This window comes from Herbaspirillum sp. BH-1 (assembly GCF_002870055.1).
GTDB lineage: Bacteria > Pseudomonadota > Gammaproteobacteria > Burkholderiales > Burkholderiaceae_D > Herbaspirillum > Herbaspirillum frisingense.
In genome coordinates this window covers 203,899-230,110 of record NZ_PKOI01000003.1, presented here as the reverse complement: position 1 = coordinate 230,110, position 26,212 = coordinate 203,899, and the positions used below count along the sequence as shown (strand labels likewise).

25 protein-coding genes and 2 tRNA genes are annotated in these 26,212 nt (G+C 62.8%); 9 read left to right on the top strand and 18 right to left on the bottom strand.

What is annotated here, in order from left to right:
• The first annotated feature begins 6 nt into the window (after positions 1 to 6).
• From nirB to HBH1_RS05955, 6 genes are all read left to right on the top strand, one after another.
• Positions 7 to 2,580: a nitrite reductase large subunit NirB gene (gene nirB / locus HBH1_RS05980; RefSeq protein ID WP_102661969.1), complete on the top strand. Its 2,574-nt coding sequence runs from the start codon at positions 7 to 9 to the stop codon at positions 2,578 to 2,580.
• 15 nt (positions 2,581 to 2,595) lie between these two features.
• Positions 2,596 to 2,958: a nitrite reductase small subunit NirD gene (gene nirD, locus HBH1_RS05975; RefSeq protein WP_102661968.1), complete on the top strand. Its 363-nt coding sequence runs from the start codon at positions 2,596 to 2,598 to the stop codon at positions 2,956 to 2,958.
• Between the two features lies 1 nt (position 2,959).
• Positions 2,960 to 4,201 (top strand): NAD(P)/FAD-dependent oxidoreductase, encoded by a 1,242-nt coding sequence (locus HBH1_RS05970; RefSeq protein ID WP_102661967.1) that lies wholly within the window; start codon positions 2,960 to 2,962, stop codon positions 4,199 to 4,201.
• Between the two features lie 16 nt (positions 4,202 to 4,217).
• Entirely contained in the window at positions 4,218 to 6,998 is a 2,781-nt protein-coding gene (locus HBH1_RS05965) for a nitrate reductase (RefSeq protein ID WP_102661966.1), read from the top strand.
• 67 nt (positions 6,999 to 7,065) lie between these two features.
• Positions 7,066 to 7,142, top strand: a tRNA-Pro gene (locus HBH1_RS05960).
• A 113-nt stretch (positions 7,143 to 7,255) separates the two neighbouring features.
• A tRNA-Arg gene (locus tag HBH1_RS05955) sits at positions 7,256 to 7,332 on the top strand.
• A 136-nt stretch (positions 7,333 to 7,468) separates the two neighbouring features.
• On the opposite strand, the gene HBH1_RS05950 is transcribed toward HBH1_RS05955, so the two are convergent.
• Both HBH1_RS05950 and HBH1_RS05945 read right to left on the bottom strand, forming a co-directional pair.
• Positions 7,469 to 8,176: a hypothetical protein gene (locus HBH1_RS05950; RefSeq protein ID WP_102661965.1), complete on the bottom strand. Its 708-nt coding sequence runs from the start codon at positions 8,174 to 8,176 to the stop codon at positions 7,469 to 7,471.
• A 113-nt stretch (positions 8,177 to 8,289) separates the two neighbouring features.
• Positions 8,290 to 9,129 (bottom strand): hypothetical protein, encoded by an 840-nt coding sequence (locus HBH1_RS05945; protein WP_102661964.1) that lies wholly within the window; start codon positions 9,127 to 9,129, stop codon positions 8,290 to 8,292.
• Positions 9,130 to 9,372: 243 nt separating this feature from the next.
• On the opposite strand from HBH1_RS05945, the gene HBH1_RS24850 reads away from it, so the two are divergent.
• The gene (locus HBH1_RS24850) at positions 9,373 to 10,581 is read left to right on the top strand and encodes a hypothetical protein (protein WP_146012823.1); all 1,209 of its coding nucleotides are present in this window, start codon (positions 9,373 to 9,375) and stop codon (positions 10,579 to 10,581) included.
• A 205-nt stretch (positions 10,582 to 10,786) separates the two neighbouring features.
• Here the strand turns inward: HBH1_RS24850 and HBH1_RS05940 are convergent, their stop codons facing one another.
• Positions 10,787 to 11,029 (bottom strand): hypothetical protein, encoded by a 243-nt coding sequence (locus tag HBH1_RS05940; protein WP_102661963.1) that lies wholly within the window; start codon positions 11,027 to 11,029, stop codon positions 10,787 to 10,789.
• 531 nt (positions 11,030 to 11,560) lie between these two features.
• On the opposite strand from HBH1_RS05940, the gene HBH1_RS05935 reads away from it, so the two are divergent.
• On the top strand, positions 11,561 to 12,490 hold the full coding sequence (locus tag HBH1_RS05935) for an amidohydrolase family protein (protein ID WP_102661962.1): 930 nt from the start codon (positions 11,561 to 11,563) through the stop codon (positions 12,488 to 12,490).
• Here the strand turns inward: HBH1_RS05935 and HBH1_RS05930 are convergent.
• The 8 genes from HBH1_RS05930 to HBH1_RS05890 form a co-directional block, all read right to left on the bottom strand.
• On the bottom strand, positions 12,378 to 12,794 hold the full coding sequence (locus HBH1_RS05930) for an antibiotic biosynthesis monooxygenase family protein (RefSeq protein WP_369878601.1): 417 nt from the start codon (positions 12,792 to 12,794) through the stop codon (positions 12,378 to 12,380). The genes HBH1_RS05935 and HBH1_RS05930 overlap by 113 nt on opposite strands.
• Positions 12,730 to 13,320 carry a GNAT family N-acetyltransferase gene (locus HBH1_RS05925; protein ID WP_102661961.1) on the bottom strand — a complete coding sequence of 197 codons (591 nt, stop codon included), beginning with the start codon at positions 13,318 to 13,320 and terminating at the stop codon, positions 12,730 to 12,732. Before HBH1_RS05925 ends, HBH1_RS05930 begins: the two co-directional genes overlap by 65 nt.
• A 364-nt stretch (positions 13,321 to 13,684) precedes the next feature.
• Positions 13,685 to 15,007: an MFS transporter gene (locus HBH1_RS05915; RefSeq protein WP_006464821.1), complete on the bottom strand. Its 1,323-nt coding sequence runs from the start codon at positions 15,005 to 15,007 to the stop codon at positions 13,685 to 13,687.
• Positions 15,008 to 15,068: 61 nt separating this feature from the next.
• Entirely contained in the window at positions 15,069 to 16,010 is a 942-nt protein-coding gene (locus HBH1_RS05910) for a hydroxyacid dehydrogenase (protein WP_102661960.1), read from the bottom strand.
• Positions 16,007 to 16,696, bottom strand: a complete 690-nt coding sequence (locus HBH1_RS05905) for an RraA family protein (RefSeq protein ID WP_006464819.1) — start codon at positions 16,694 to 16,696, stop codon at positions 16,007 to 16,009. The genes HBH1_RS05910 and HBH1_RS05905 overlap by 4 nt, the downstream gene beginning before the upstream one ends.
• A gap of 47 nt (positions 16,697 to 16,743) precedes the next feature.
• Entirely contained in the window at positions 16,744 to 17,664 is a 921-nt protein-coding gene (locus HBH1_RS05900; RefSeq protein WP_102661959.1) for an SMP-30/gluconolactonase/LRE family protein, read from the bottom strand.
• Positions 17,661 to 19,013, bottom strand: coding sequence for an MFS transporter (locus HBH1_RS05895; protein WP_102661958.1), 1,353 nt, complete (start codon positions 19,011 to 19,013; stop codon positions 17,661 to 17,663). Before HBH1_RS05895 ends, HBH1_RS05900 begins: the two co-directional genes overlap by 4 nt.
• Before the next feature lie 11 nt (positions 19,014 to 19,024).
• Positions 19,025 to 19,978, bottom strand: coding sequence for an amidohydrolase family protein (locus HBH1_RS05890; protein ID WP_102662105.1), 954 nt, complete (start codon positions 19,976 to 19,978; stop codon positions 19,025 to 19,027).
• 126 nt (positions 19,979 to 20,104) lie between these two features.
• Between HBH1_RS05890 and HBH1_RS05885 the strand changes: the two genes are divergently transcribed.
• Positions 20,105 to 20,992, top strand: a complete 888-nt coding sequence (locus HBH1_RS05885) for a LysR family transcriptional regulator (protein WP_102661957.1) — start codon at positions 20,105 to 20,107, stop codon at positions 20,990 to 20,992.
• Positions 20,993 to 21,028: 36 nt separating this feature from the next.
• Here HBH1_RS05885 and HBH1_RS05880 read toward each other — a convergent pair whose 3' ends face one another.
• The 7 genes from HBH1_RS05880 to HBH1_RS05850 are packed head-to-tail and all read right to left on the bottom strand — an operon-like array spanning position 21,029 to position 26,044.
• Positions 21,029 to 21,691 (bottom strand): DUF1989 domain-containing protein, encoded by a 663-nt coding sequence (locus HBH1_RS05880; RefSeq protein WP_102661956.1) that lies wholly within the window; start codon positions 21,689 to 21,691, stop codon positions 21,029 to 21,031.
• The gene (locus tag HBH1_RS05875) at positions 21,688 to 22,503 is read right to left on the bottom strand and encodes an amino acid ABC transporter ATP-binding protein (RefSeq protein WP_102661955.1); all 816 of its coding nucleotides are present in this window, start codon (positions 22,501 to 22,503) and stop codon (positions 21,688 to 21,690) included. Before HBH1_RS05875 ends, HBH1_RS05880 begins: the two co-directional genes overlap by 4 nt.
• Complete coding sequence (locus tag HBH1_RS05870) at positions 22,500 to 23,204, bottom strand: amino acid ABC transporter permease (RefSeq protein WP_102661954.1); 705 nt, start codon at positions 23,202 to 23,204, stop codon at positions 22,500 to 22,502. The genes HBH1_RS05875 and HBH1_RS05870 overlap by 4 nt, the downstream gene beginning before the upstream one ends.
• A 1-nt stretch (position 23,205) precedes the next feature.
• On the bottom strand, positions 23,206 to 23,895 hold the full coding sequence (locus HBH1_RS05865; protein ID WP_102661953.1) for an amino acid ABC transporter permease: 690 nt from the start codon (positions 23,893 to 23,895) through the stop codon (positions 23,206 to 23,208).
• Positions 23,896 to 23,911: 16 nt separating this feature from the next.
• Positions 23,912 to 24,547 (bottom strand): urea carboxylase-associated family protein, encoded by a 636-nt coding sequence (locus HBH1_RS05860; RefSeq protein WP_102661952.1) that lies wholly within the window; start codon positions 24,545 to 24,547, stop codon positions 23,912 to 23,914.
• A 5-nt stretch (positions 24,548 to 24,552) separates the two neighbouring features.
• The gene (locus HBH1_RS05855) at positions 24,553 to 25,188 is read right to left on the bottom strand and encodes a DUF1989 domain-containing protein (protein ID WP_077235187.1); all 636 of its coding nucleotides are present in this window, start codon (positions 25,186 to 25,188) and stop codon (positions 24,553 to 24,555) included.
• A 22-nt stretch (positions 25,189 to 25,210) separates the two neighbouring features.
• Entirely contained in the window at positions 25,211 to 26,044 is an 834-nt protein-coding gene (locus HBH1_RS05850) for a transporter substrate-binding domain-containing protein (RefSeq protein ID WP_102661951.1), read from the bottom strand.
• Positions 26,045 to 26,212: the final 168 nt, after the last annotated feature.

Sequence of the window (26,212 nt, the reverse complement as noted above, 5' to 3'; positions counted from 1 at the left end):
CAACCCATGAAGATCATCGTCATCGGCCACGGCATGGTCGGCCACAAGTTCCTGGAAAGCCTGGCCGAGAGCGGCGCCGGCGAACTGCAGGTCACCATCCTGTGTGAAGAACCGCGCCCGGCCTACGACCGCGTGCACCTCTCCGAATTCTTCGCCGGCAAGAGCGCAGACGATCTGTCGCTGGTGGCGCCGGGCTTCTTCGATGCCGGCCGTAGCGCCGTGCAGTTCGACCTCAAGCTCAACGCCAAGGCCCAGCAGATCGACCTGGAGCGCAAGCAGGTGCTGGTCAACGTGGCCGGCGTGGAAGAAACCCTGTCCTATGACAAGCTGGTGCTGGCCACCGGCTCCTATCCCTTTGTGCCGACGGTGGCGGGCAACCAGCGCAAGGACTGCTTCGTCTACCGCACCATCGAAGATCTGGAAGCGATGCTGGAATGCGGCAGCCGCTCCACCTCCGGGGTGGTCATCGGCGGCGGCCTGCTCGGCCTGGAATGCGCCAAGGCCCTGCGCGACCTCAAGCTGGAGACCCACGTGGTCGAGTTCGCCCCGCGCCTGATGGCAGTGCAGGTGGACGAAAGCGGCGGCCGCGTGCTGCGCCAGAAGATCGAGGAACTGGGCGTGACCGCCCATACGCAAAAAAACACGGTCGAAATCGTCGATGGCAAGCAGCACACCCATCGCATGAACTTCGAAGACGGTTCGCACCTTGAAACCGACATGATCGTCTTCTCCGCCGGCATCCGCCCGCGTGACGAACTGGCGCGCAGTGCCGGCCTGAAGGTGGGCGACCGTGGCGGCATCGTGATCGACAACTGCTGCCTGACCTCGGACCCGGCGGTCTATGCCATTGGCGAATGTGCGCTGTGGAACGGCAAGATCTTCGGCCTGGTCGCACCGGGTTACGACATGGCCCGCACCGCTGCCAAGCACCTGCTGTCGCACCGCGATGACGCCATCGAAGTGCCGCAATTCAACGGTGCCGACATGAGCACCAAGCTCAAGCTCATGGGCGTGGACGTGGCCAGCATCGGCGATGCCCACGGCAAGGAAGCCGGCAGCCGCTCCTACCAGTTCACCGATGAGCGCCGCCAGATCTACAAGAAGATCGTGGTCTCCGAATCCGGCAAGCACCTGCTGGGTGCGGTGATGGTGGGCGACGCCGCCGAATACGGCACGCTGTTGCAGATGATGCTGAACAAGATCGAACTGCCGGAGGCGCCGGAATTCCTGATCCTGCCGCAGTCCGACGGCAAGGCCAAGCCCGGCCTGGGCGTGGATGCGCTGCCGGATTCGGCGCAGATCTGCTCCTGCAACAATGTCTCCAAGGGCCAGCTGTGCGCCGCTGTCGCTTCTGGCGTGACCAATATCGGTGATCTGAAGGCTTGCACCAAGGCAGGCACGGCCTGCGGCGGTTGCGTGCCATTGGTGACCCAGGTCATGAAGGCGGAAATGAAGAAACAGGGGATGGCGGTCAATAACCACGTCTGCGAGCACTTCCCCTATTCGCGCCAGGAAATCCACCATCTGGTGCGCGTGGGCCAGATCAGGAGCTTCGACGAACTGCTCGCCAAGCACGGTCGCGGCCTGGGCTGCGACGTCTGCAAGCCGATGGTGGCCAATGTGCTGGCCTCGCTGTGGAACGACTTCGTGCTCAAGAAGGAGCATGCCAGCCTGCAGGATTCCAACGACTACTTCCTGGGCAACATCCAGAAGGATGGCACCTACTCGGTGGTGCCGCGCATGGCCGGTGGCGAAGTCACTCCCGACGGCCTGATCGCCGTCGGCCAGATCGCCAAGAAATACGGCCTCTACACCAAGATCACCGGCGGCCAGCGGGTGGACCTGTTCGGCGCCCGCGTGGACCAGTTGCCCGATATCTGGGAAGAACTGATCGCCGCCGGCTTCGAGACCGGCCACGCCTACGGCAAGTCGCTGCGCACCGTCAAATCCTGCGTGGGCTCGACCTGGTGCCGCTATGGCGTGGGCGACAGCGTGGGCTTCGCGGTGCGCCTGGAAAACCGCTACAAGGGCCTGCGCTCGCCGCACAAGATCAAGTTCGGCGTCTCCGGCTGCACCCGCGAATGCGCCGAGGCGCAAGGCAAGGACGTGGGCATCATCGCCACCGACAAGGGCTGGAACCTCTACGTCTGCGGCAATGGCGGCATGAAGCCGCGCCATGCCGAGCTGATCGCCTCCGATCTGGACGAAGCGACCCTGGTCCGCTATGTGGACCGCTTCCTGATGTTCTACGTGCGCACCGCCGACCGCCTGCAACGCACCAGCACCTGGCGCGAAAACCTGGAAGGCGGCCTGGACTACCTCAAGAGCGTGGTCATCGACGACAAGCTGGGCATCGCCGCCGAACTGGAAAGCGAGATGCAGCACGTGGTCGACACCTACGAATGCGAATGGAAGAAGGCCGTCACCGATCCGGAAACCCGCAAGCGCTTCCGCCACTTCGTCAACAGCAAGGCGGCCGACGGCAATATCAGGTTTGTCGAGGAACGCGGCCAGATCCGTCCGGCCACCGTGGCGGAGAAGAAGTTGCTCGACATCCCCGTCGTCGTCGAAACGGTCTGAACCAAGGAGCACCGCATGCACAGCGACCAACAAATCCAGCACTGGACCCCGATCTGCGACCTGGCCGAGATCGTCCCCAACACCGGCGTGGCCGCTCTGATCGGCGACCAGCAGGTGGCGATCTTCCACGTCATCGACCAAAGCGCGGGCCAGGCGCAGGCACGCGTCTTCGCCATCGGCAACTACGACCCCAACGCCGACGCCGCCGTGCTCTCGCGCGGCCTGGTGGGCAACCTGGGCGAACGCATCGTGGTGGCCTCGCCGATCTACAAGCATCACTTCGACCTGACCACCGGCGAATGCCTGGAAGAACCCGCCCACTCGGTACCGGCCTGGCCGGCGCGCATCGAGCAGGGCAAGGTCTGGATCGGGGCCTGAGATGGAGACCGGGGCCGACAAGCGTGCCGCCAAACCATCGCTGGTGGTGATCGGCAATGGCATGGCCGGCATGCGCACCGTGGAAGAACTGCTCAAGCTGGCGCCGGATCTGTACGACATCACCGTCTTCGGCGCCGAGCCGCACGGCAACTACAACCGCATCATGCTCTCGCCGGTCCTGGCTGGAGACAAGAGCATCGATGACATCATGCTCAACCCCCGCGCCTGGTACGACGACAACGGCATCACCCTGCACGCGGGCGACCCGGTGATCCACATCGACCGCCGCCAACGCACCGTGCATGCACGCTCCGGCCTGGCAGTGAAGTACGACCGCCTGCTGCTGGCCACCGGCTCCACGCCCTTCATCATCCCGGTGCCGGGCCATCAATTGCCGGGCGTGATCGCCTTTCGCGACATCCAGGACGTCGATACCATGCTGGAAGCGGCGCGCACCCACCGGCATGCGGTGGTCATCGGCGGCGGCCTGCTGGGGCTGGAAGCGGCCAATGGACTGATGCGCCAGGGCATGGAAGTGACCGTGGTCCATGTCACCGACGCCCTGATGAACCAGCAACTGGACAAGCCCGCCGCCGCCCTGCTCAAGAAGGCACTGGAAGACCGTGGCCTGCGCTTCCTGCTCAATGCCCATACCGAGGAAATCGTCGGGCCGGACCGTGTGACCGCCCTGCGCTTCAAGGATGGCAGCAGCATCCCGGCCGACCTGGTGGTGATGACCGCCGGCGTGCGCCCCAATATCACCCTGGCCAAGGCCGCCGGCCTGCACTGCGAACGCGCCATCATCGTCGATGACACCCTGCAGACCTACGACCCGCGCGTCTATGCCGTGGGCGAATGCGTGCAGCACCGCAAGGCCACCTTCGGTCTGGTGGCGCCGATCTGGGACCAGGCCCGCGTCTGCGGTGCGCACCTGGCCGGTGCCGGCCATCGACGCTACGTGCAGCAGGCCACTGCCACCAAGCTCAAGGTGACCGGGGTGGACCTGTATTCGGCCGGTGACTTCATCGGCGGCGAGGATACCGAAGACCTGGTGGTACGCGACCCGCGTCGCGGCATCTACAAGCGGCTGGTGTTGCGTGGTACGCGCCTGGTGGGCGCGGTGCTGTATGGCGACGTCAAGGACGGACCGTGGTACTTCGACCTGATCCAGAGCGGCCGCGACATCAGCGCCTTCCGCCGCGAACTGCCCTTCGGCCAGGCCATGTGCCAGCAAGCCGCCTAGCTCCAAAGGAAACTTCATGAATCTCTCCCAGACCCCGCTCGCCCTGGCCGTGACGACCACCCGCACCACCTGCCCCTATTGCGGCGTGGGCTGCGGCGTGACGGCATCGCTGAAAGAGGACGGCAGCCTGGGCATCAAGGGCGACGAGCAGCACCCCGCCAACCTGGGCCGCCTGTGCGTGAAGGGCTCGGCCCTGGGCGAGACCGTGGATCTCGATGGCCGCCTGCTGCACCCGCAGCGCCGCAACGCCCAGGGCGAACTGGAGCAGGTCTCCTGGGACGATGCCCTGGACGAAGTCGCCGGCAAGTTCGCCGCCATCGTCGCCGAACACGGGCCGGATGCAGTGGCCCTGTATGTCTCCGGGCAGTTGCTGACCGAGGACTACTACATCGCCAACAAGCTCATGAAGGGCTACATCGGCAGCGCCAACATCGACACCAATTCGCGCCTGTGCATGTCGTCGGCCGTGGCCGGACACAAGCGCGCCTTCGGCGAAGACCTGGTGCCGATCTGCTATGAAGACCTGGAACTGGCGGACCTGGTGGTGCTGGTGGGATCGAACGCTGCCTGGTGCCACCCCATCCTGTTCCAGCGCATCGCCCGCCTGAAGGAAACCCGCCCCGCGATGCGCCTGATCGTCATCGATCCGCGCCGCACCGCCACCTGCGAACTGGCCGACCTGCACCTGCCGATCAAGGCCGGTACCGATGTCTGGCTGTTCAACGGCCTGATGAGTTACCTGGCCCATCGCGGCCTGCGCGACAACGCCTTCATCAGCGCCCACACCAACGGCTTCGACGACGCCCTGGCGGTGGCCGACGCCGACTGCGCCGATCCCGCCACGGTAGCGCGCATCTGCAAGGTGGACCTGCAGGACCTGCTGGCCTTCTACCAGGCCTTTGCCGAAACCGACAAGGTCGTCACCGGTTTCTCGATGGGCGTGAACCAGTCCTCCGCCGGTACCGACAAGGTCAACAGCATCATCAACTGCCATCTCGCTACCGGCCGCATCGGCAAGCCCGGCATGGGACCGTTTTCCATCACCGGCCAGCCCAACGCCATGGGCGGACGCGAAGTCGGCGGCCTGGCCAACATGCTGGCGGCCCACATGGACCTGGAGCAGCCGCTGCACCGCGAGATCGTGCAAGACTTCTGGCAATCCCCGCGCATCGCCGACAAGCCTGGCCTGAAGGCGGTGGACATGTTCCGTGCCATCGAGGACGGCCGCATCAAGGCAGTGTGGATCATGGCCACCAACCCCATGGTCAGCCTGCCCGACGCCGACCTGGTGCAACGCGCCCTGCAGAAATGCGAACTGGTGGTGGCCTCGGACGTGGTCACCCAGACCGATACCAATGCCTACGCCCATCTGCTGCTGCCGGCCCTGGCCTGGGGCGAGAAGGATGGCACGGTCACCAATTCCGAACGCCGCATCTCGCGCCAGCGCGCCTTCCTGAGCGCCCCCGGCGAAGCACGCGGCGACTGGCGCACCTTGTGCGACGTGGCGCAGCGCATGGGCTTCGACGGTTTCGACTTCGACGGCCCGCATGCCATCTTCGACGAACACGCCCGCCTGTCGGCCTATCGCAATGGCGAGGCCCATGCTGAGACTGAACCGGGCAAAGTGCGTCGCGTCTTCAACCTGGCCGGCCTGACCGGCATGGACCGCAGCAGTTACGACACCCTGGCACCGATCCAGTGGCCGGTGCAGCGCCTGTCCGATGGCAGCGTGGCCGGCACGGCACGGGTGCTGCAGGACTACCGTTTCAGCACCGCCGACGGCCGTGCGCGTTTTGTGCCGACCGCCCCGCGCAGCCCGCTGCATGCCGCCTGCGAAGACTACCCGCTGATCCTCAACACCGGCCGCGTGCGCGACCACTGGCACACCATGACGCGCACCGGCAAATCGGCCACCCTGGGCAGCCACATCGCTGAATCCTTCATCGACATCCATCCCCAGGACGCCCTGCTCTACGGCCTGCGCCAAGGCGGCCTGGCGCGCATCAGCAGCCGCTGGGGCGCCATGGTGGCGCGGGTGCAGCACGGCGGCGGCATCCCGCGTGGCGCGGTCTTCGTGCCTATCCACTGGAACAGCCAGTCGGCCTCGGACGCCCGCGTGGGCGCGGTGGTCAACCCGGTGGTCGACCCGGTCTCGGGCGAGCCCGAGTTCAAGCACACGCCGGTAGCCATCGAAGAATTCCGGGTCGGCTGGCACGGCTTCATCCTTACCCGCCATGCGCTGGCACTGGACGACATCACCCACTGGACCCGCGTGCAGGGCCGCGACTTCCTGCGCTATGAGCTGGCCGGCCGCAACCAGATCAACGACCACACCGCCTGGGCGCGCGCCCTGCTGGGCGTGCGCGACGACGACGCCGACTGGCTGGAATATGAAGACCTGAGCGACGGCAGCTATCGTGCCGTGCATGTGGTGGATGACCGCATCGACATGTGCCTGTTCATGTCCGCCCGCCCCGACCTGCCCTCGCGCTCCTGGCTGGCCGGCCTGTTCGCCAAGGACAAGCTGGAAGAAGCCGACCGCGTCGGCCTGCTGGTGGGTCAGCCCATAGAAAAAGGCGCCGACACCGGCCCCACCGTCTGCTCCTGCTTTGGCGTGGGCCGCAACACCATCTGCGACGCCATCAGGAAGCGGGATCTGGAAGAAGTCAGCCAGGTCACGGCCTGCCTGAAGGCGGGCGGCAACTGCGGCTCGTGCGTGCCGGAGATCAAGAAACTGCTGGTGGAAATCAAGCTGCAGAAAGTGGCCGAATCCCGCGAGGGAGAGGCGGTTTCCTGAGGATTGTTGAACTTGCTTGCAAACCTTGTTGACCATTCGCAAGAGATGCTGCTATTATCTCGCTTCTCGGAGTGTAGCGCAGCCCGGTAGCGCACCTGGTTTGGGACCAGGGGGTCCAAGGTTCGAATCCTTGTACTCCGACCACACTTGAAAAACGGGCTGTTTTTACAGCCCGTTTTCCTTTTCTGGCTCGCTGGTGGAATTGCGGTGACGCACTGATGCAGTAGCACCCCGCCCTTCCCGCCAGCCACGCCGAACTGCCCTTAGCTCAACTGGATAGAGCAATGGCCTTCTAAGCCATAGGTCGGGGGTTCGAGTCCCTCAGGGCAGGCCAGTTTCTTCAGCAAGTCTCTCTGTCAATTCGACCAATACTCTTCACGAGCGATTAGAGCCAGCTTGTTATAAAAAAAGTGGGTAAAAAAACAGAGCGCTTAACTTCTTCTGAGAACAAGTGACCGACCATTCTCCCCTTAAAACGGGCGCTGGGACCAAACAAGTGGATATTGAGATTTGATATAAGCCAGAAAATCTGCGCCGAACGCTGTTAGGCGATATTGGTCCGTATCCGCATCCAACTTCTCGATCGCACCAGCCACAACCAGAAAATGTATATAACGTTCGAATGAATATTCATTGTTCCCAGACAATCGCCGATATTCACTGTGATAGATAACCAAGGCTGCGCCCGAGATTGGTTCACCGTTGCGACTAGCAACAAAGCCTAAAAGCGCTATTTGCGTACCATATATTTGTGCGTATAGCCGTTCTGCCGCGAGAGCGATAGCGACCCGTTTGTACTCAATTACGGTCTGTACAGGATTCTCCTGCACGTATGCGATGGCCCCTCGCGCCAAAGGATCATTTGCAAGTTCCGCTGGAAGTGACTCCTCTTCAACCTGTGCTTTAAGCGCAGCCCGCTGGTCCTTAGTCGACAGATGTCCATCAACACTCGGCACGATAGGCTCGGGAGCTGTTACCGCTCCTTGCGGTGAATCTTTAGGTGCAGCGGCCTGTATTTTTTGGCCGAGAAATTCCCCGCTCGTGAGCCGCATCAATAAGTCATCTATTGCTGGCTTGAACTTATTCATTGCAACAAGCGAAATCAACAAAGCCATCGGCGGCCAGCCAAACATCACCTTGAAGTACTCCAGTAACAGCGTCCAATTAATGGCACTCATTCCCTCTCCAAATTTTCCAAAGTTGCCCACAATTTAGAAAAATCTTATGCCGGCCGCTGTTCCGTGCCGAACGTCGGCGGCCCCTCAGGAATCCACGCCCGTATCAAAATCAATCATTTGGTGTTGAATACTTCGATTTTTCGAAGCACCACATGAATCGTCGAAAGATAAAAGTAAAACATCCAACTATGCCAAATGGCTGCATCATATGAGGTCTTCTGCTGGTCGTTGAGATGACGTATGCCGAAGTTGTTCGCTATGTTAAATAAGTCGTTCTCATCGCTCTTAGTTAGGAGCAGTTTTAGCTGTGGCCGAAGGTATTCCAAGACATCTACAAGATCACGTACGGCCTGGCGGCGGTCGTCGGCCGTCGAACCATGTCGCCGGTATCTGACGACGGCTGCGTTTGTTCTGTCGACGACGGTCTTATCCTTTGTGGGCAAGTCTGCCTCGAAGATCATCTCAAATCCGATATCAGGACTACTAAGAATCTCTCCATTAGCCGATAGCTCAAATCTTCGCACATAGTGTCCAAGCACTCCGTTGACCTTCTCCCGCAACAGTATTTTCCCTTTCTGCTTGTTGAATGTTTCCCAGTGCATCCCACACCCCCCGTAGTTGTGCATTGTTCCCTCAACCGGGGCAGACACATGTTGGTACAAAAACTCGATCACGTCGAAGAGATCATCTTCGGAATACGAAAGCGCGCGATCTTCAACTGGGTATAAGTTTTTCTTTCTAATAGCAAGCAGTATTTCCAAGTCTACGTCTCCGAGATATCCAGAGATATGTCCCGCATCGACACACCAAGAACCGAGCGCCTCATCGAAATAACCGTCGGTACGTAGCAGTTCGTAAATACGGAGAAATAAGCCGCAAATGTCGAGTAACGGAAGGCCGTTAGCATTTGGATTCAGTCCTAAACGTTCTGAGTAATATTTATGAGATGCCATATTTCCCCCGAGAAGAAGGCTCTAAATTTACAGCAAAAGACTCGGCATTCAATTGAACGCCGTTTTCTGATGGAAAAGCTCCTCAGCGACCGGTTAGCAACTTCACCAAGTTGCATGATATGGTTAACAAAACGCAAATATAAAATCAGGAGGGATTCGATGCACATTGGGCTTGAGAAACTTTGCATCTCGCTGGATAGCCTGGCCACAGCGGTTTTGGCGACGACCAGCGAGGATAGACCCATGATCGAATTATTTGGATGGAATCATCCTGCGTTGACTCGACATGATTTAGCTCGTGCTGCTTCCGGATTATCGGAACGAATTAGAGCGACTGCGAGCGATACGGTCCCTGAATCATTGGAAAAAGCCTTGGCGCGGCTACCAACGCAATTGGCATTACTACAAGGCCAAACCGTTCAATACTTATTCAATGGCAACGGACTTCAAGCCGCACCAGCGTATATGACCACTCTCAGCAACATCGAAGCACAGGTAACAAGTGCTATAGGCTGGGAAAAGGTCGATAACAATCTCATGCCGACAAAGCTTGCGCGGCGACTCCGTTCAATCAATGCACAGGTAGAACAGCTGACACCCGACAAGGATGCACTTGCGAATCAAATCAACTTGATTCGAGAGGCAGTCGAGGCTGCTGAAACACTCCCATCAGATTTGGAAAGCCTAAACTCTGCACGTGCCGAGGTATCGAGGATTTCTGACGAATCAGCCACGCTCCTAGGAAAGATTCAAACTCGCTCCGAGGAGGCTAATGCTGCATCGGCTGAACTTTCCGCCAAACAGGATGAAGCCAGTCGACTAGTCGCTCAATGCGAAGAGGCGTACCGTATTACCACAACAAAAGGCCTAGCAGCAGCATTCGACCAACGTGCGTCTAAACTAAGTTTCTCAATGTGGGTCTGGGTGTTTGGGCTTTTGGTTGGACTTTCCATCGGGGCCTACTTGGGAATCGGCCGCGTGACACTCCTGTCAACAGCGATGTCCTCTGACAATCCACAGTGGAATGTCATTTGGATGCACATAGTCCTTTCCCTGTTAAGTATTGGCCCACCGCTATGGTTCTCTTGGCTAGCAACTAAGCAGATTGGGCAGCGATTCCGACTTGCCGAAGACTACGCCTTTAAAGCATCAGTAGCCAAAGCATATGAGGGATACCGCAGGGAGGCAGCCCGCATTGACGAAGCGTTTGAGGCAAGGCTATTTGGCTCCGCATTAACTCGCTTGGAAGAAGCACCACTACGGCTTGTTGAGAGCGACACGCACGGTAGCCCTTGGCACGAATTGATAAGTTCGTCCGCGTTTCAAAAGGCACTTGGATCCGTACCAGAACTAAAGAACAAATTTGTTGAGATTGCAAAAGCCGGATTGCCAAAGAACGGAAAAAATAATCCATCAAAGACCCACGAACAAAAAACCGAACAGGAAGGTTAGTGTCCATCACCAGGTGACCAAGGTGGCTAACATGAGAAGACTTCACTGGCGTTGATTAATTGCGGTCTTTAACCCAACGCCAGTGCGAGTTTCCTGACGGATCAGTTAACTAACGTATAGCAAGCGGAAATTAATTGCATCCGCGGGCACACCTTATCAAGAGAGCGAGGAGGCGTCACCAACACCCTCCGACCAGTTCTTTGAATCAAGGAAACGTCAACTCCAACCCAAACATCTTCGCGACGTCATACGTCACCACCCCCAACCCCACCAGCAAGACCAGAAAGATCACAATCACCGTCGCCGCTCCCCGCAGCACGGCGCGCCTCTCCTTGCCTTTTTCCTTTTCTTTCTTTCCTTGGTCGTAGTGCCATTTGATGGCGTAGAACATGCCCGTGCAGAGCACACCGAGCTTGAAGACGACGAAGACGATAGGGACCCAATCCATGATGCGTGTTTTCCAGTTTGCGGGCAGTGACGAAAAAAGCCGATAGCGCTGCAGTTGCCTGAGCGCTATCGGATACCACCACAGTCAAAACCCTTGTTGATGTGGGCGCCCTCCACTGCGGCGCCAGCCTTGAATCCGAACTTAGCACAGGTGTGTCACTGTCCCGGTAACACTTGTTTTTAGCCATTCTAACCAGCTAGCGTCCATACATCCAGAAGACAAGATCCATACAAGATCGCACTTCGGCCCCGATGCCCGGATTCGGCGCCCTGCCCCCTGCCCTGTGCAGGCCGGCCGGCAGAATAGCAAAGTGATCGGCGGCGTGTCTGACAGCATGTCGCCCTGCAGGCTGAACGCACACAGGACGCGCCGGCCGCACCCATTCCCTCCATTTATCGTTGGGAAAATAAAAGGAAATAGTCCTGTTCCCTCCCCCTCGCTAGACTCCCGCACAGGCAGGCCACGCGCGATCACATCCTGCGCCTGTGCCGCTCATGCCGACAACAACAACCACAACCACCAGGGAGACCCATGGTCAACAGAAGACGCTTCATCGCGGGCAGCCTGCTCGCGTGCTCCGGCTTGCACGCTGCGCAGGCACAATCCGTTCCCAACTCGGCCGGCACCGAGGCACCGCGCCTTAAGGCGCCGGCGCTGGCGTGCGACAGCCATCACCACATCTACGACGCGCGCTTTCCGGTGTCGCCGCACTGGCGCGGCGGGCGCCCGGATGGCGCCACCGTGGCGGACTACCGGCTGCTGATGGCCAAGCTGGGCATCGCGCGGCACGTGGTGGTGCAGCCTTCCACCTATGGCAGTGACAATCGCTGCCTGCTGGATGCGCTGGCCCAGTTCGGCCAGCAGGCACGCGGCATCGTGGTGATCGATGACGATGTCGATCTGGCCCAGTTGCAGGAGATGGACCGGCTGGGCGTACGTGGAGTGCGGGTCAATTTCCTGTCGCCGCAGAGCTGGGGCGTGACCACGGTGGACCGCCTGCGTCGCACGGCGGAGCGCATTGCGCCGCTGGGCTGGCATGTGCAGGTGCTGATGTCGGGAGCGCAGATCGCGCAGCATGAGGCGGTGCTGGCCGCGCTGCCCACGCCGGTGGTGATCGACCATCTGGGCCGCATCCCGCAGCCGGACGGCTTGGACCATCCGGGCGCCCGGGCGATCCTGCGCTTGCTGGAGAAGGGCCATGTCTGGATCAAGCTGTCCGAGCCGTATGCCGATACCTTGCGCGGGGCGCCGGATTATCCGGATACCAGCCTGCTGGCCCGCGCCTATCTGCAGGCGGCGCCGCAGCGCACGCTGTGGGGCAGCGACTGGCCGCATCCGACCGAGAAGATCAAGCCGGACGATGCCGTGCTGTTCGACCTGCTGGCCGACTGGGCGCCGGACCCGGCGCTGCGCGAACAGGTGCTGGTGAGCAACCCGGCGGCGCTGTTCGGCTTTCGCTGATCTGATGACGTTCCTCGCTTTGAGCATGGCGATGTTCGTCCCTATCTCGCCATTCACGGACAGCATCGTGATCACGCCAGAACGGTAGTGACAGATACTTCCCCTTCGCCGCAAGGCTTTCAAATCGCTCGTTGGAAATGAAACCATCGATTAGCTCCAATGCGGGTCGCATTGGAGCAGCGATATCGAAATAACTGCTTACCTTGTCTTGCGCCGGCCAATCTCGACAATCATCGCAATCATTTTTCTTCTGTGTGACCGGAGAGGCGACGCTCCAGGTTGGAGCAAACCTCGGGCCATTCATCATCAATGATGCTGTATCGCACTGAGTTACGCTTTCTGCCATTGGGCATGATCCGCTCATTTCGGATGATGCCCTCTTGAACTGCACCAATACGAAGAATCGCAGCTTGAGAGCGCTCGTTCAACACGTCGGTCGTGAACTGGACGCGGACACATTGAAGCTGCTCAAAAGCGTACCGCAGCAGTAGCAGCTTGCTCTCTGTATTGGCGGCCGTTCGTTGCCAACTCCGCGAATACCACGTATGGCCAATTTCGAGTTTGCGATTTTCTCGATCAAGCTTCCAGAAGCGCGTCGAACCAATGACGCTTTGGTCAGAGCTCAGGGTAATGGCAAACGGCATGACGGTCCCCTCGGCTTGCCCCTTCAAGGCTTTGTTGATATAGGCCTCGACGGTGTCGGCAGAAGGAACAACAGTGAATGGCAGTGACCAAAGCTCTCCGTCCGCCGCAGCATCAACAAGCGACCGAGCATCCATGTGAAGTAGTGGGCGTAGCGTGACGAGAGAGCCTTGCAGGGTGGGAGTCATGTTTGCGGCCTTACAGTTGCTTTGATGTTGGTGAATAACTGCGAAGATCATGCAGAGAACCACGCATTGTGCGTCATTTTCACCTCGCGGTCGTCTTGCTTGTCGTCAACGATTGACTAAATTCTGGGCGCTGCATCGACCGCCCTCCCGTAGATAGGAGCGGCGCGAGGGAAAGCCGGGGCAGGTTTCGGAAAGCACCGTCATATGTTGAACCCGCCTAACCGATTGATAAACCTGCTGTATCGGGCTACGGCGCAGTCCAGCGAAATTCGGCGCTGGAGTCAGCGTGAAACAAAAACCGCCTTGCGTGAACGCAAGGCGGTTTTGTATGGGTGATGCGGATTGCGTTGTGAACGGGTCCTGCTCAGCGCACCGCCTCTTTCATCATGCCGCTGCCCTGCGAGCGCGCCTTGCGCGACAGGAACAGCAGGATCCCCACGCTCACCACCGACAGGCCCACCATCGGCAGCAGGGCCATGGCGTAGCTGCCCGTGGCGTCCTTGACCCAGCCATAGACGTTGACCATCAGGCCGCCGCCGATCAGGTTGGAGACGGCGTTGATGCCCGCCAGCCCGGCCGCTGCCGAACCGGTGGCCAGCCAGCTGGAGGCCATGGCCCAGAACGGTCCCTTGAAGGAATAGGCGCCGATCAGCACCATGGTCAGCAGCAACACCACCGGCACCAGCGAATTGGCCAGGGTGGCCATGGCCAGGCCGCCGCCGATCAGGATCAGCGGGATGGCGGTATGCCAGCGACGTTCGCCGCTACGGTCGGAATGACGGCCCCACCACACCATCAGCACCGAGGCGATCAGGTAGGGAATGGAGTTCACCAGACCGGTCTGCATCACCGTCAGACCGAAGGACTTCAGCAACTGCGGCTGCCAGACGTTGAGCACCGAGCCGGCTGCCGAGGCGCAGGCGCAGACCAGCGCCATGCCCCAGACATGCGGCTGGCTGAACAGCTTCCACAGCGGCACATGCTGTTTGGCGGCGCGACCGGCGGCCTCCTTGTTCATGGTGGCGGTCAGCCAGTTGCGCTGGCGCTCGTCGAGCCAGCGGGCCTGTTCAGGGCGGTCAGTCAGGAAGCGCAGACAGACCACGCCCAGCAACACCGTGGGCAGGCCTTCCAGCATGAACAGCCAGTGCCAGCCACGCAGGCCGCCGATGCCATCCATCTGCAGCAACAATGCCGAGATCGGCGAGGCAATGAAGCTGGCTGCCGGGATGGCCACCATGAACAGCGCCACGATACGGGCGCGGTAGGCCGAGGGCACCCAGTAGGTCAGGTACAGCACCACGCCGGGGAAGAAGCCGGCTTCGGCCGCACCCAGGATGAAGCGCACCACGTACAGGGAGTTCGGTCCCTGGACCAGGGCGGTACAGGCCGAGATCAGGCCCCAGCTGATCATGATGCGCGCCAGCCACTTGCGGGCGCCGAACTTCTGCAGCGCCAGATTGCTGGGCACCTCGAAAATGAAATAGGCGATGAAGAACAGGCTGCTGGCAAAGCCGAACATCTTGGGCGAGAGCCCGAGGTCGTGGTTCATCTGCAGCGCGGCCATGCCGATGTTGCCACGGTCGATGAAGGCAAACAGGTAGCACAGCATCAGGAATGGCAGCAGGCGCCAGGTGACCTTTTTTACGGTCTCCTGCTCCAGCTGCTTGTCGTCTTGGATGGTCTCCATGTGTCTCTCTCGGAAGGCGGGCGCCGCCTGTCTCGGCGGCTGGCCCGGGGGTGATTATGGATCAGCCGGCAATGGCCTGCTCGTTGAGCACTGCCAGGATGTTGCGGGCAGCGCCGGTGCCCATGGCGATGTAGGCGTCGGCTGTCACGCCGCCGATGTGCGGGCTGAGGATGGCGTTGCCGACATCCTGCAAGGGATGCGGCGCGGCGAAGGGTTCCTTCTCGAAGCTGTCCAGCCCGGCGGCGCGCAGCTTGCCGCTGTTGAGGGCGGCGATCAGGGCCGCTTCGTCGATCAGGCCACCGCGTGCGGTGTTGACCAGGATGGTGCCATCCTTCATGCGGGCCAGCGACTGGGCGTTGATCATGTGCTTGTTCTCGGCGGTCAGCGGGCAATGCAGCGAGACCACATCGGAGCGGGCATAGAGCGTGTCCAGATCGACCAGTTGCACGCCCGGTGCCGCTTCCTTGGCATACGGGTCGTAGGCCAGCACCGGCATGCCCAGCGCGGCCGCCACGGCGGCCACGCGACGGCCGATGGCGCCAAAACCGACCAGGCCCAGGGTGCGTCCCTGCAGCTCCAGGCTCTTGTGGGTGGACTTGTCCCAGTGACCTTCGCGCATGCGGCGGTCCAGGCCGACCACGTTCTTGGCGCAGGCCATGATCAGCGCCCAGGTATGCTCGGCCACGGCCGGAGCATTGGCGCCGACGGCGGCCTTGACGGCGATGCCGCGTTGCTGCGCGGCCTGGCTGTCGATGGTGTCGATGCCGGTACCGTGCTTGGAGATCACGCGCAGCGCCGGGCTGGCATCCATCACGCGCGCGCTCACGCCGCCGTAGCGCACGATGATGGCCACCGGCTGGTGCTGTTGCGCCAGCTTGATGAGGTCGTCCTCGGTCGGTTTGGCGCTGGTGTAGACCAGCTGGTAGTCGCGCAGGATATCGACGGCGGCCGGGGCCAGGTCGATACCGGTGACAATCACCGCGTCCTTGTGGGCGCCGCTCACAGTGTTTCTCCTTCGGCCAGCACGCCGCCCTTGCGCAGCGCGCCTTCCAGCCAGCCCGGGCGCAGCGGGCCACCGCCACGGATCTCGGTCAGGCGCTTGGTTTCGTCGGCTACCTTCTTGGCGGCGGCCTCCAGCAGGGAGGCGGCCTTCTCACGTTCGACCACCACCACGCCGTCGGCGTCACCGACGATCAGGTCACCCGGCTGCACGGCGGTGCCGCCCACCGAGATGGGCCAGTTCACGCGGCCGGCGATGTTCTTGGTGGGGCCGTTGGGGTTGGCGCCGACGGCATAGACGGGGAAGCCGATCTCGCGCAGGGCCTCGGTGTCGCGCACCGAACCGTAGATGATGATGCCGGCCAGGCCGCTGGCCTTGCATTGCGAGACCATGATCTCGCCCATCAGTGCGCTGGTCTCGTCACCCTTGCCATCGATGACCAGCACGTCGCCCGGCTTGGCGATGGCCATGGCGGCGTGGATCATCAGGTTGTCGCCGGGGCGCACTTCCACCGTCAGCGCGGGACCTGCCACGCGCATGGTGGGCGAGAGCGGCGCCACGCGGCTGCACAGGGTGCCGCGACGGCCGGCCACGTCGGCCAGGATGGAGGCGGGAAATTCGGCGGCCTTGGCGACGATGGCGGCGTCGACACGGTCGAAGTCACGGATGAAATCAGGTTGCTGGCTCATGGTGTGGGTCCTTTGCTGGAAGTGAAGTCAGGGCCGAGGGTTCAGCCTCAGGTATGGGAATACATGGGCAGACCGGCCACCGGCACGTCGGCGCGCAAGATGCTGCCGGTCTGGGATTCAGTGATGAAGAGGCTCTTGCCCTCCGGCCCGCCGAAGGCGAGATTGGTGGTGGAGATGCCGGCCGTGGAGCGGATGCGCAGCAGCGGCTCGGCAAACTTGGAGAGCCGCCAGATGGAGCCGAAGCCGGTGTGGGCGATGTACAGGCAGCTCTCCGCGTCCAGGGCCAGTCCGTCCGGGCCGGCCATGCCGCCGTGCAGGTTGGCGAAGACACCGACCTTGCCGACCACGCCGTTGTGATGCAGGGGGATGCGCCAGATCTGCTGGGCGCGGGTCACGGCCACCAGCAGATGGTTCAGGGCCGGGTCGTAGACGATGCCATTGGGGCTGGGAATGGTGTTGATCAGGCAGGTCAGCTGGCCGTCCGGCGCCAGCCGGTAGACGCGGCCGGTGGCGTCCTGCAGGCCGGTCTGGCCCTGGTCGGTGAAATAGATCTCGCCCTTGGGGCCGAAGACCAGGTCGTTGACGCCCTTGAAGCCTTCAGAGCCGACCGTCTCCAAAAGTGGCGTGACGGTGCCGGTATCGGGGTCCAGTTGTACCAGGCCGCGCTTGTAGTCGGTGATGACGATGCGACCGGTCTTGTCGATCTTGAGGCCATTGGGCCAGCCGTCGTATTCGGTGACCAGTTCCCACTCGCCTTGCATCGAGATGCGGAAGATGCGGCCGTAGGGAATGTCGGTCACGTAGAGCCGGCCCTGGCGGTCGAAGGACGGGCCTTCGAGGAAGGAATCGATGGGCTGGCCGCCACGGTTGGCATCGCCCCACGCGTTCTTGCGGGGGGTACGGAAATGGTCCGGCAGGCGGGTGAAGACGGTGGCCTCGACCACCGGAGGCGGGGCAAAGAAGCTCATGCTGATTCCTTGGAAGAAGACGTCGTGCGGGAATTTGTGCGGGAAGGATCGCCCAGGGCCAGCGTGATCACGGCGCCCAGCAGCAAGGCGGCGGCCACGAAGATCAGGGGATAGGTAAAGCCCTGGGTCGATTCGCGGATGAAGCCGATCACCGACGGTCCGACAAAGCCGCCCAGGTTGCCGATGGAGACGATCAGGGCCAGTCCGCCGGCTGCGGCACGCCCGGTCAGGAAGCCCGAGGGGATGGCCCAGAAGGTAGCCTGGAAGGACAGGATGGACGCCACCGCCACCGTGATGGCCAGCATCTTCAGCAGCGGCGTATGCAGGAAGGCCGAGATCGCCAGCGACAGCGCGGCCAGGACGATGGCACCGGCCACATAGACCAGCCGCCGCTGGCTGCGGTTGGCCAGGCGCGCCCAGAGCGTCATGGCGATGGCGCCGACCAGATAGGGGATGGCCGCCACCAGACCGACCTGGTGCGAAGGCAGGCCGAATTCGCGGATGATCTGCGGCAGCCACAGGCCGATGCTGAGCGAGCCGATGATGCCGCAGAAGTTGGCGGCTGCCAGGGCGAACACGCGCCAGTTGGTGAAGGCGTCCTTGAGCTTGTTGCCATGTCGCGCGGCCAGCACGTTCTGCTCGGTCGAGAGTTCGTTTTCCAGCCAGCGCTTTTCGTCGCTGCTGAGCCAGGCGGCCTTGGATGGACGGTCCGGCAGCAGGAACAGGCACAGCACGCCCAGCAGCACGGCGGGCACGGCCTCCAGCAGCAACAGCACCTGCCAGCCCTGGAAGCCCCACATGCCGTGCAACTCCATGAGCGCGCCCGACAGGGGCGAGCCGATGATGTTGGCCACCGGGATGCCGATGAGGAAGAAGGCCGTGGCCTTGCCGCGCCAGGCGCCGGGGAACCACTGCGTGAAGTACAGGTAGATGCCCGGGGTGAAGCCGGCCTCGGCCATGCCCAGCAGGAAGCGCGCCAGCGCAAAGCTCTTGGGACCGACCACGAAGGCGGTGGCCATCGAGATCAGGCCCCAGGAAATCATGATGCGGGAAATCCACATGCGGGCGCCGAAACGGTGCAGCGCCAGGTTGCTGGGAATCTCGAAAAAGAAGTAACCGATGAAGAACAGACCCGCACCCAGCCCGAACTGCGAGGGCGTCAGGCCCAGGTCCTTGTTCATGGTCAAGGCGGCGAAGCCGACGTTGATGCGGTCCAGATAGCTGACCACGTAGCACAGCAGGATGAAGGGAATGAGGCGACGCATCACCTTCTTCATGGTGACCTGCTCGCTGACGGTCGCTTCGGTGACAGCCGGCTGCGCCACGGGATTGATCGATGCCTGGGACATGGGGTGCTCCGTCAGAAGTGGTAGAGGCGGGTCGGGTTGTCGACCAGCACGGTGCGCATGAGCGCGTCCGAGCCCAGCCAGGTGGTCATCACGTCGAGCAGGCGGGCGTCATCGGGCTTGTGCTCTTCGGTCGGGTGCGGCCAGTCGCTGCCCCAGACCACTTGCGAAGGCGCAAGCTGCACCAGCGTGCGGGCCAGCGGTGCGACGTCGTCGTAGTCGGGCGCGCCCCGCTTGCTGTACAGATAGGCGCCGGAAAGCTTGACGCTGGCGCGCCGCTCGCGCATCAGGCCGGTCACGAAATCAAATACCGGATGGGTCGCGTCGGCCTGCAGCGGGATGCGGGCAAAGTGGTCGAACACCAGCGGCACCGGCAGGCGGGCCAGCACTGCGCGATTGGCCAGCAAGACCTCGTTGGGCATGTTGACCTGCAGGTGCCAGCCCAGCGGGGCGACGCGGCGCGCCAACGGCTCCATCATCTCTACGGTGGTGACCGAGCCCAGGGCCAGGTTGAAACGCAGGCCGCGCACACCTGCCTGATGCAGGGCCTGCAATTGGTCGTCGCTGACCTGGTCGTTCACCACGGCCACGCCGCGTGCGCGGGGGCCCAGTTGGGCCAGGGCGTCCAGCGTGCAGCGGTTGTCCACGCCATAGGCCGAGGGTGTGACCACCACGTTGCGGGTGGTCCCCAGCCGTTGTTGCAGATGGCGGTACATCGCCACGGTGGCTGCCGGATGCAGCAGCCTGGCGCCGGGTGCCCAGGGGAAGCGCGGGTCGTAGACATGCATGTGGCAGTCGCAGGCATCGGCCGGCAGCCTGGCCGACGCGGCTTCGCTGCCGGAAGAATGGGGGTAGCTGACAGGCTGGGGCTGGGCCAGCGCGGACGGCAGATAACTGCCGGCGCCAAGGCTGATGGCCCACTGGGCGCTGCGCCGCAGGAAGTGGCGCCGGGAAGGCTGGACGTGCATCGTGCTGGTCTCCATGTTGTCGCCGCCACGGTGGGCGGGGTTCTTGTTTGGAGGGCAGTCTACGCGGGCGAATATTTAATGTATATTTGCTTTTATTTTGCGTTTGATAACTTTCAGGAATGATTTATGGACTTCCGCGACCTCAAGTATTTCGCCGTCATCGCCGAGGAAGGCCACGTGGGGCGGGCCGCCGAGCGGCTCTACAAGACCCAGCCGGCACTGACCAAGTGCATCGATCGCCTGGAAGAACAACTGGGGGCGCCGCTGTTTGAACGGGCCGGGCGCGGCATCCGCCTGACCGCCGTGGGCCAGGCGCTGCTGACCCGGGCGCGCCAGATCAGCCTGATGATGGACGAGACCGCACGCGAGATCGGTGACTATGCCAATGGGCGGGACGGCAACATCCGCCTGGGCTGCGTCCCCACGCTGGCCGAGCACGTGCTGCCGGGCATCTGCCAGCAGTTGCTGGCGGAGGCGCCCAAGGTGACCATCGACCTCAAGGTGTCGATGAACGATGTCCTGCTGACGGGATTGAAGGCGGGAGAACTGGATATCGTGCTGGGGCCGATGATCCAGGATGACGAGCTATTCCATACCGAGGAAATCATGCAGGACCAGATGGTGGTGATGGCCAGCCCGCATCACCCCATCTTCGACAGGAAGGTCCGGCTGCGCGACCTGCTGGAATACCAGTGGGTGTTGCCGGCGCAATCGGTATTGAGCCGGCAGTGGCTGGACAATGTCTTCGACCGCCATCACCTGCCCCGGCCCGACGTGCAGATCACGCCCACGGTGCTGAACATGATCCTGCCGCTCATCGAGCGCAGCAATCTGCTGGGCTTTGCGTCCAAGCTGAATCTGCAGGGCGGCCGGGGCCACCTGCGCGAGGTGGCCCTGAAGGAAACCACCATGCTGCGCCGCATGGGCCTGACCCACCGGCGCGACATGTACCTGTCACCGGCGGCGCTGCGGCTGATCCGCATCATTCGCGAAAAGGCGGCCGGCCAGCCGTGACCGGTGCCCGCCTGCAGGCCGCTTGGCCCTGCCCGCTCAATCCTGCGGCACCCAGGTGCGCGTGCCTGGCAGGTCCGACTGGAACTGCTCCAGCACCCTGATCTCGACCGGCTTGGGGGTATTGTCGCCCTGCCCCTGGATCTTCACGATGTCCTGCGGACAGGCCGAAAAAGCGACGAAGCAATCCATCTCCGCACGCAGGGTGATGAAGTCGCCCGGCTTGGTCACCGTGGGCAAGGTCTTGAGAGTGATGCCGTCGGGCTGGACGCGGATGTTCATGAAGATGTTGAACGAGGCCAGGTTGGCCCGTGGCGGGGTCACGCCCAGTTCGAACATGCCCTCGAACATGTTGTCGCAGCAATTGCGATGATAGTGCTGCACGCCGAGCAATTCGTAACGGCGGCGGTCGCAGGCGGCCATGAAGGTGTCATGCACGCCCGGCGTGGCGTCCTCCACCACGGTGAGGATGGGGTGGCGCTGGTTGGTCACGAAGCTGTCGCCGAGCACCGGGTTGAGCCGCTGGTTCCAGACGCGGGTGGTCTCCATGCACATGTATTCGGCCAGGTCGTAGGCGTTCCATGCCCAGCAATCGACCACCTGGGTGCCGTGCGTATTGATGACGCGCACGGCCTGTCCGGCCTGCAGTCGCACGGCCTTGCCGTGGCCGGCGGGAACGGTAATGGAAGCGGGAGAAGTCATGGTGTCGGGGTTCCTGGGTTGAAACGTTGAAGAAACTGGCGCAGTCGCGCCGAAGAGGGTTGGTCGATCACCTGCTCAGGCGGCCCCATCTCGACGACCTTGCCGCCGTCCATGAAGACCACCACGTCGGCCACATCGCGCGCAAAGGCCACCTCGTGCGTGACGACGATCATGGTGGTCTGGGCGGCCGCCAGGGCGCGCATCACGGCCAGCACCTCGCCGACCAGCTCGGGGTCGAGGGCCGAGGTGGGTTCGTCGAAAAGGATCACTTCCGGCGCCATGGCCAGCATGCGGGCGATGCCCACCCGCTGCTGCTGCCCGCCCGACAGCGCGGCCGGCATCGCGGTGTGCTTGCCAGCCAGGCCGACCTTGCGCAACGCTTCGGCGGCGATGTCGCTGGCCTCCAGGCGCGGGATGCCCTTGACCGAGATCAGGCCTTCCATGACGTTGTCGATCACGCTCATGTGCGGCCACAGGTTGAAGTTCTGGAACACCATGCCGATGCGGCTGCGCTGGGCACGGATCTCGCGCGCGGGACGGGGCTGCAGGCGCTGGTGCGGCCCTTCCCGCACGCCCACGCGCTCATCGCCGATCCAGACCTCGCCGGCGTCGGGCGGTGCCAGCCAGTTCAGGCAGCGCAGCAGGGTCGACTTCCCCGACCCCGAGGGGCCGAGGATGCAGACCACCTTGCCGCGTTCGATATCGAGGCTGACGCCGTCGAGGATGCGCTGCGGGCCGAAGGACTTGACGATGTCGCGAACGCGCAGGGCGATCGCGCCACCGACGGGAGAATTCGGTTCTGTCGGGTTCATGGCGTGCTAGCGTTGGATGAGGATGAAATGCCATGGGACTGGACGCCATGGGCGATGGCGATGCGCTGCTCCCAGCGTCGCGTCAGTGCATGCAGCAAGCCGGTGGCGGCCCAGTAGACCAGCGCCACCATGCAATAGACTTCCAGTGGCGCGTAGGTCTCGGCCACCACGCTCTTGGCGGCGAACATGAATTCATGCACCGAGATCACCGACAGCAATGCGGAATCCTTGAACAGGCCGATACCTAGCCCGGTCATGGTCGGCAGCAGCAGGGGCAAGGCCTGGGGTGCCACGATCCGGCGTGCGATGGCCAGCGGCGGCATGCCGATGGCGACCGCCGCTTCCACCGTGCCCCGGGGCAGGCCGTCGATGGCGGCCTGGATCACCTGGGCGATATAGGGCGCGTAATAGATGGCCAGCGTCAGCACCCCCACCAGCGGCGCTGGCAGCAGCAGGCCGAAGTCGGGCAGTACGTAGAAGCTCACATAGAGCAGCACCAGCAAGGGCAAGGCCAGGGTGACGGCGATATAGGCATCGATGAGCACGGCCAGCGGCCGCGGCCCCATGCGTCGCAACACCACCAGCACGATGCCCAGCAGGCAGGCCAGCACGGCACTGCTTGCGCACAGCCAGAAAGTGTCCACCAGACCTACCAGCAAGGCCGGGACGTGCGGGCGCAGGATACCGGGATCGAAGGCCATGTCAGCTTCTCCCCGGAGTGGCCGGGCTGGTCAGTCGGGTCTGACCGGACCGCGGCATCCGGCTCAGCTGCCTGCCCAGCGCCAGGACCGGCAACACGACGGCGAGATAGCCGATGCTCACGATCAGCATGATCTGGGACGAGGTATAGGTGCGCGCAATCACCATCTGCCCGGCATAGGTCAGCTCGGTCACGGCCACCACCGAGGCCAGCGGCGTGGTCTTGAGCAGGATCGTGAATTCATTGACCAGCGCCGGGATGCTGGCCCTGAGCACCTGCGGCATCACGATGCGCGTGGCGATGCGCCAGGGCGCCATGCCCAGCGCAGTGGCGGCCTCGATCTGGCCACGCGGGACGATACGCAGGTTGCCGCGCAGGATTTCAGCGGTGTAGGCGCCGCTGTTGAGGCCCAGCGTCAATGCCGCCGCCAGCAGCGGATGACCGCCCAGCCCGATCAGCGGCAGCGAGAAGAACACCAGGAACAACTGCACCAGCGCGGGCGTGCCGCGCATGAAACTGATGTAGAGCCGCACCAGCCAGCGCAGCGGGGCCAGCGGCGCCAGTTGCAGGGCCAGCGCCAGGTGGCCCCAGGCCAGACTGCCGATGGCACCCAGCACGGTGAGCGAGACCGTCATCATCCAGCCGTCGAACAGCGCGGGAAAACTCTGGATCACCTGGGGGCTAAACCACATGCGCGCTCTCCGTTGCCTACAGGGCGTTCAGTTCTTCGGCGGTGGCCACTTCCAGCGCCCCCGGTCGGTCGTTGCCGGGCACGCCGGTGCAACAGGCCGAGACCACGAAGACCATGTCGGCCACCACCCGGCAGGCGATGAAGTCGCCGGCCCGGGTGCGACTGGGCAAGGGAATGATACGGCCCTGCTGGTCCAGGTCGACATGCATGAAGAGATTGATCGGGTCCGGCAGGCGCGGCGGCGTCAAACCCTGCTCCTGGATGACGGCCGAGACCGACTCCACGCAGCCGGTCTGGCCGGCATAGCCGTTGGCGGCCAGCCAGGCGGTGGTGGAAGCCGGCATGAGCAGGTCGTGCGTGCCGACGCTGTCCTTGCCCAGCACCATCAGCGCGCGGCGTCGGTTGCTGACGATGCGCATGCCCGCCTGCAGGACATAGGAATTGCTGAAGACGCGGGTATGGTGCACCGACATGAAGATGTCAGGCTGGGCGCGGTCGAAGGCGAACAGCATGGCGGTGGCGCCGTCCTCGCGCGCTTCGATGCGCAGGATCTGGCCGGCCTTGACGTCGATGGCGCGGCTTTCGCCGGCCGGCACCACCAGGCGCGTGGGTGGCAGGGGCTGACGGGGCGGGGTTTCTTTGAGCAGCAGCATGGTAGTCAGTCGGTGGACGCCCCGGCACGGCGGTGCGGATCGGCGTCATGGATGGAGATGGCGATATCGGTGACCCGCAGGCCATTGCCGGGAATGATGTCCTGCGGGCAGGACGAGACGGCGCAGAGCAGGTCTTCCAGCACCTCGAAGGTGATGTGATCTCCCGGCTTGCTGGTCGGGTCGGTGACCTGCATGCGGCGGTCCGCGGTGACCGGGCCGTTCTGGAACAGATTGAAGGGCTCCGGCACGTCGAACTTGGACAGGCCGTGCAGCGCCAGGCCTTCGTGCATGTTGTCCAGGCAATTGCGGTGGCCGATCACGTTGAAGTCGACCGTGAAGCGGGTATCGTCGCAGGCCGGGACGTTGGCATCATGCACGCCGACGGTGTCGGCCACCACGCGCAGCAGCGGCCGGTCCAGCGAGGAATACAGGTGGTCGCCGACGTCGAAGAAGATCGACTGCAGCCTGCGGCGGGTATGCGTGGGCGAGAGTTTCTCGCTCTTGTCGCCGGCGACGACGGCCACGAAATCGGCCGCCTGCTGACCCTCGACATCGGTGATCGTGAGGAACTGGCCGGCCTTGACTTCAAAGGTCCGGCCATGACCGGCGGGGACGGTCAGGGAGTGGGTAGAGTTGCACATGCTGGCAGGTCGTATTGGGCGCTTATTTGGCGGGGATGAAATCGGCATCGGGCGTGGCGAAGGTGACGCCCAGGTATTGCTGCTGCAGGCGGGCCAGTTCGCCACTTTTCTTCATGGCCAGGATCTGGTCGCTGACGGCCTTGTTCAGGCGCTTGTCTTCGGGACGGGTGGCCAGGGCGATCCACTGCGAGGGGCCCAGTTCGCCGGTGATCTTCATCTTGCCGGGGTGCTGCTTGATGACGTCGGCCAGCACGGTCAGGTCATCGAAGACGAAGTCGGCACGGCGGGTCATGAGGGCGGCCACGGTCTGGTCGACGCTATCGACGCTGAGCAGGGTGATCGGCGCCAGCCCCTTGGCCTTGAGCGTGTCGTTGAACTGCTTGAGGATGCCCTCGGGCGCGCTGCCGGTCTTGACCGCGCCGGTCAGGCCGGCCAGCGATTCGGGAGTGGGATTGGCGGGAATCCTGGTGAAGTCATCGCGCACCAGAGGGCCGTTGACGGTCTTGCCGGTCGGCACCACGTAGGCGATGCGCTTGGCGCGTTCGGCCGTCACGTTCAGTGCCGAGCCTTCCATGTCGAAGGAACCCGACAACAGGCCGGGAATGATGCCGCTGAAGGCCATGCGCTGGTATTCGATCTTCACGCCCAGGCTCTTGGCCACCGCCGCCAGCACGGCCGGGTGGTAGCCCACGATGGCGTTGGAGGCATCGGTGTATTCATAGGGCGCGAAGGTCGGATCGATGGCGACGATCATCTTGCCGCGGCTCTTGATGTCGTCCAGCGTGTCGGCATGGGCGGCGACGCTGCAGAACAGCAGTGCGGAAAGCAGATAGCGGGACAGACGTGGTGCGGACATGGGCGGCTCCTGGAGGTTGAGGGACGATGGGATCGCACAGGCGATCCGGGCAAGCACGATCATGCAATGCATGTTTCATGCCAATCAATCCTGAAACACCAGTTTCCTACGAGGAACGCCGTGAAACACCAGATACAATCAGGCTAAATTTGAAATATCTGTTTCACG